The 3420-nt window shown below is 68.7% G+C and carries 5 protein-coding genes; 2 read left to right on the plus strand and 3 right to left on the minus strand.

Annotation, left to right across the window (positions count from 1 at the left end; all coding sequences use genetic code 11):
- The coding region (locus BN903_RS13240) for a methyl-accepting chemotaxis protein (protein ID WP_048078177.1) at positions 1-827 on the plus strand (827 nt) is incomplete at its 5' end.
- Here BN903_RS13240 and deoC read toward each other — a convergent pair.
- Both deoC and BN903_RS13250 read right to left on the minus strand, forming a co-directional pair.
- Positions 824-1471: a deoxyribose-phosphate aldolase gene (gene deoC, locus BN903_RS13245; RefSeq protein WP_048078178.1), complete on the minus strand. Its 648-nt coding sequence runs from the start codon at positions 1469-1471 to the stop codon at positions 824-826. The genes BN903_RS13240 and deoC overlap by 4 nt on opposite strands.
- Before the next feature lie 72 nt (positions 1472-1543).
- Positions 1544-1756 carry a hypothetical protein gene (locus tag BN903_RS13250; RefSeq protein ID WP_048078191.1) on the minus strand — a complete coding sequence of 71 codons (213 nt, stop codon included), beginning with the start codon at positions 1754-1756 and terminating at the stop codon, positions 1544-1546.
- Positions 1757-1934: 178 nt separating this feature from the next.
- Between BN903_RS13250 and BN903_RS13255 the strand changes: the two genes are divergently transcribed.
- Entirely contained in the window at positions 1935-3275 is a 1341-nt protein-coding gene (locus BN903_RS13255; protein WP_048078179.1) for an aminotransferase class III-fold pyridoxal phosphate-dependent enzyme, read from the plus strand.
- 27 nt (positions 3276-3302) lie between these two features.
- On the opposite strand, the gene BN903_RS13260 is transcribed toward BN903_RS13255, so the two are convergent.
- On the minus strand, positions 3303-3420 hold a 118-nt coding region (locus BN903_RS13260; RefSeq protein ID WP_048078180.1), incomplete at its 5' end, for a non-canonical purine NTP pyrophosphatase.

The raw sequence follows: 3420 nt of genomic DNA on the forward strand, positions 1-3420 counted from the left end.
CCGCGGTCGATCAGATGGAGGCGCTCGACGACCGGATGGACGAGATCGACGAGGTCGTCGATTTCATCACCGACGTGGCCGAGCAGACGAACATCCTCGCGCTGAACGCCTCGATCGAGGCCGCCCGCGCGGGCGAGGCCGGCGAGGGCTTCGCGGTCGTCGCCGACGAGGTCAAGGACCTCGCCGAGGAGACGCAGGACGCCGCCGCGGAGATCGAATCGCAGATCGAAAGCGTCCGCGAGGAGACGGACGAGACCGTCGACAACATCCGCGAGACGAACGCCCGGATAGACGAGGGAGCCGACACGGTCCGACAGGCCTCCTCGTCGCTCGAAGCGGTCGTCGACGCGGTCGAGGAGACGAACCACGGCGTCCAGGAGATAAGCGAGGCCGCCGAGGACCAGGCGCGGTCGACGCAGCGCGCGGTCGAGGGCGTCGAGGACGTCGCCGAGGTGAGCGGCGAGGTCGCGTCCGGGTCCGAGCAGGTGTCCGCGGCCGCCGAGGAGCAGACGGCGACCGTCACTACCATCGCGGAGAACGCCGACCGGCTCAGGGACCAGGCGGCGTCGCTCTCGGAGTCGGTCTCGGCCTTCGAGGTCGACGTCGACCCCGACGAGATCGACGACGGAACGGACGGAGCGACCGCCGGATCCGGCGAGGGCTCGACGCCCGGTAACGACTCGACGCCCGACGACGGGCTCGCCGCCGACGGCGACGGGCGGAAACGGCCGTCGAACGAGGTGGACGGGTCGTCAGACGGACGAGACGGGCCGTCAGATAGCCGAAACAGGTCGTCAGACGATCGGGAGCAGTCAGCCGAACGTTAATTCGGGCTCTCGGGGTGTCCCTCGACGATCTCGACGCCCGAGGAGGCCCCGATCCGAACCGCGCCCGCGTCGAGCATGGCCATCGCCTCCTCGTAGGAGCCGACGCCGCCGGAGGCCTTGACCGGGAGGTACTCGCTCATCAGCTCCACGTCCGGGACCGTCGCGCCGCCGTCCGCGAAGCCGGTCGAAGTCTTCACCATGGCGGCGTCGGCGGCGACGGCGGCCTCGCAGGCGCGGCGCTTCTCGCCGTCGTCGAGGAGCGCGGTCTCGATTATCACCTTCACGGGGACCGGGACGGCGGCGACCACGTCGGAGAGCTCGTCGGCGACCGCCCCGTCGTCGCCGGCCTTCAGCCGGCCGACGTTGATCACGATGTCGATCTCGTCCGCGCCGTCCTCCCACGCCGCGACTGCCTCGTCGCGCTTGACTTCCGGGGCGTGCTGGCCGTGCGGGAACCCGACGACGGTGGCAATCGTGTCGGGGGCGTTCTCGTACGCAGCCGCCTCGGCGACGTAGCAGGGCGGGATACAGGCGTTCATCCCGTGGTCGGCGGCCTCGTCGAGAACGGTTCGAGTGTCGGCCCACGTGGTCTCCGGGCCGAGCACGGTGTGGTCGATGCTGGCGGCGAACTCCTCGCGGTTCATGTCTCTCCCGTGGCGACGGATCTTCAAAGTCGTACGGGGTCGGCCGCGCGTCGGCGCGGTGTCGGCCCCGGATTAGTCCCTGAACACGACCGTGTGGCCGTTCTCGCGGAGCGCTTCGACGAGGTCGTCGCCCGGCTCCATCCTGAACTCGTGGAAAGAGTTGCTCGGGCTGTCCGCCGAGTACAGCTCCGAGTCGATGTTCTCCGGGATCTCGTTTTGATGGGTGTCCTCCTGAACGACGACCGGCTGACTGCGGGCGCGGTCGGAACCGTTGCTTTCGGTCATCTGAACACCGATCCTCGTACCCGTTCGGACAACTGTGTTCCGATCCGATTTCCCGGCGTCCCGAACGCCGGACGCCGCGCACTCCCACACTCTCCGAACCCACGAAGCCCAGTTGGAGAAATATCCAACCGTTTCGCGATCGCCCCGGACTTATTTTATCCGCGTGCCACTCGGACCCATGGACCGCGACACCGCCACGCCCGCCGTCGACGACCTCCCGGGCGAGCGCGCTCGGGAGTGGGTCGAGTACCACCACGAGTCGGCCGCGCCGAGCACCTACGTCTACGAGTTCGTCTGGGACCGCACCGCCCCCGCTGAGGGTCCGTTCTGTACCGACGTGGACGGCAACGTCCTCATGGACTTCACCAGCCACGTCGCCGCCGCGCCGCTCGGCTACAACAACCCCCTGATCATGGACCGACTGGAGGAGTTCGACCTCGTCGACCCGCTGAAGATCGCCGGACAGGACTTCTACGCCGCTGGCGGCCCCACGCCCGACGACGGACTGCCCGGCTCTTCGGGACTTATGGACCGCCTGACGGACCTCACCGCCCACTACGACATGGACACCGTCTTCCTCTCGAACTCCGGTGCGGAGGCGGTCGAGAACGCGATCAAGATCGCCTACGACGAGTCGGACGGCGCGAAGTACGCGATCACCTTCGACGGGGCGTTCCACGGCCGGACGCTCGGCGCGCTCTCCCTGAACCGATCGAAGGCGGTGTACCGCCGCGACTTCCCGGAGGTGAGCGGCGTGATGGACGTCCCCTACTGCGACGACCGCACCTGCTCGGCCGAGACCTGCTCGTGCGGCTTCTTCGCGGACGGCGTCTCGCGGCTGCGCCGGAAGCTCGACCCGAAGCGGGGGAACGTCCACCCCGACGACGTGGCCTACCTCATCCTCGAACCGATCCAGGGCGAGGGCGGCTACCGATTCCCCTCGGAGGCGTTCACCGACGAGATCGCGGCGCTGACGGACGAACACGACATCACGCTGATCGCCGACGAGATCCAGTCCGGGGTCGGCCGCACCGGCGAGATGTGGGGCTCCGACCACTACGCCTACGAACCGGACGTGATCGCGAGCGCGAAGGGGCTCCGCGTGGGTGCGACCGTCTCGCGCTCCGACGTTTTCCCCGAGGAGACCGGCCGCCTCTCCTCGACGTGGGGGGCCGGCGACCTGATCGCCTCGGCGCAGGGCGCGCTCACGCTCGACGCCATCGAGGAGGCCGACCTCATGGACAACGCCGTGACGCGCGGCCGCCAATTCAAAGAGACGATGCGCGACGCCGACCTCGACCCCGTCGAGGATGTCCGCGGGAAGGGACTCATGCTCGCCGTCGAGTTCGACACGAAGGAGCGCCGCGACGCGGTCGTGAAGAACGCCTTCGGGCGCGGACTCCTCACGCTGGCGTGCGGCCACAACGTCCTCCGGATCCTCCCGCCGCTCGACGTCACCGAACGCGAGATCGACCTTGGTGCCGACCTGCTGACCGACGCGATCGCCGAGGCGGCCTGATCCGACTGTGCCGGCTGCGGCTCCCGCCTAGCGGTCCGCGTACCACTCCGCGAACTTCTCTAGCGCCCGTCCACGGTGTGAAACCGCGTTCTTCCGGTCGGTGTTCATCTCCGCGAACGTCTCCCCGTCGTGTTCGAAGATCGGG

The organism is Halorubrum sp. AJ67, assembly GCF_000513435.1.

What these genes read in the sequence shown, in the direction of transcription:
- deoC (WP_048078178.1), bottom strand. Translation starts at nt 1,471, where the DNA reads ATGAACCGCGAGGAGTTCGCCGCCAGCATCGACCACACCGTGCTCGGC.
- BN903_RS13250 (WP_048078191.1), bottom strand. Translation starts at nt 1,756, where the DNA reads ATGACCGAAAGCAACGGTTCCGACCGCGCCCGCAGTCAGCCGGTCGTC.
- BN903_RS13255 (WP_048078179.1), top strand. Translation starts at nt 1,935, where the DNA reads ATGGACCGCGACACCGCCACGCCCGCCGTCGACGACCTCCCGGGCGAG.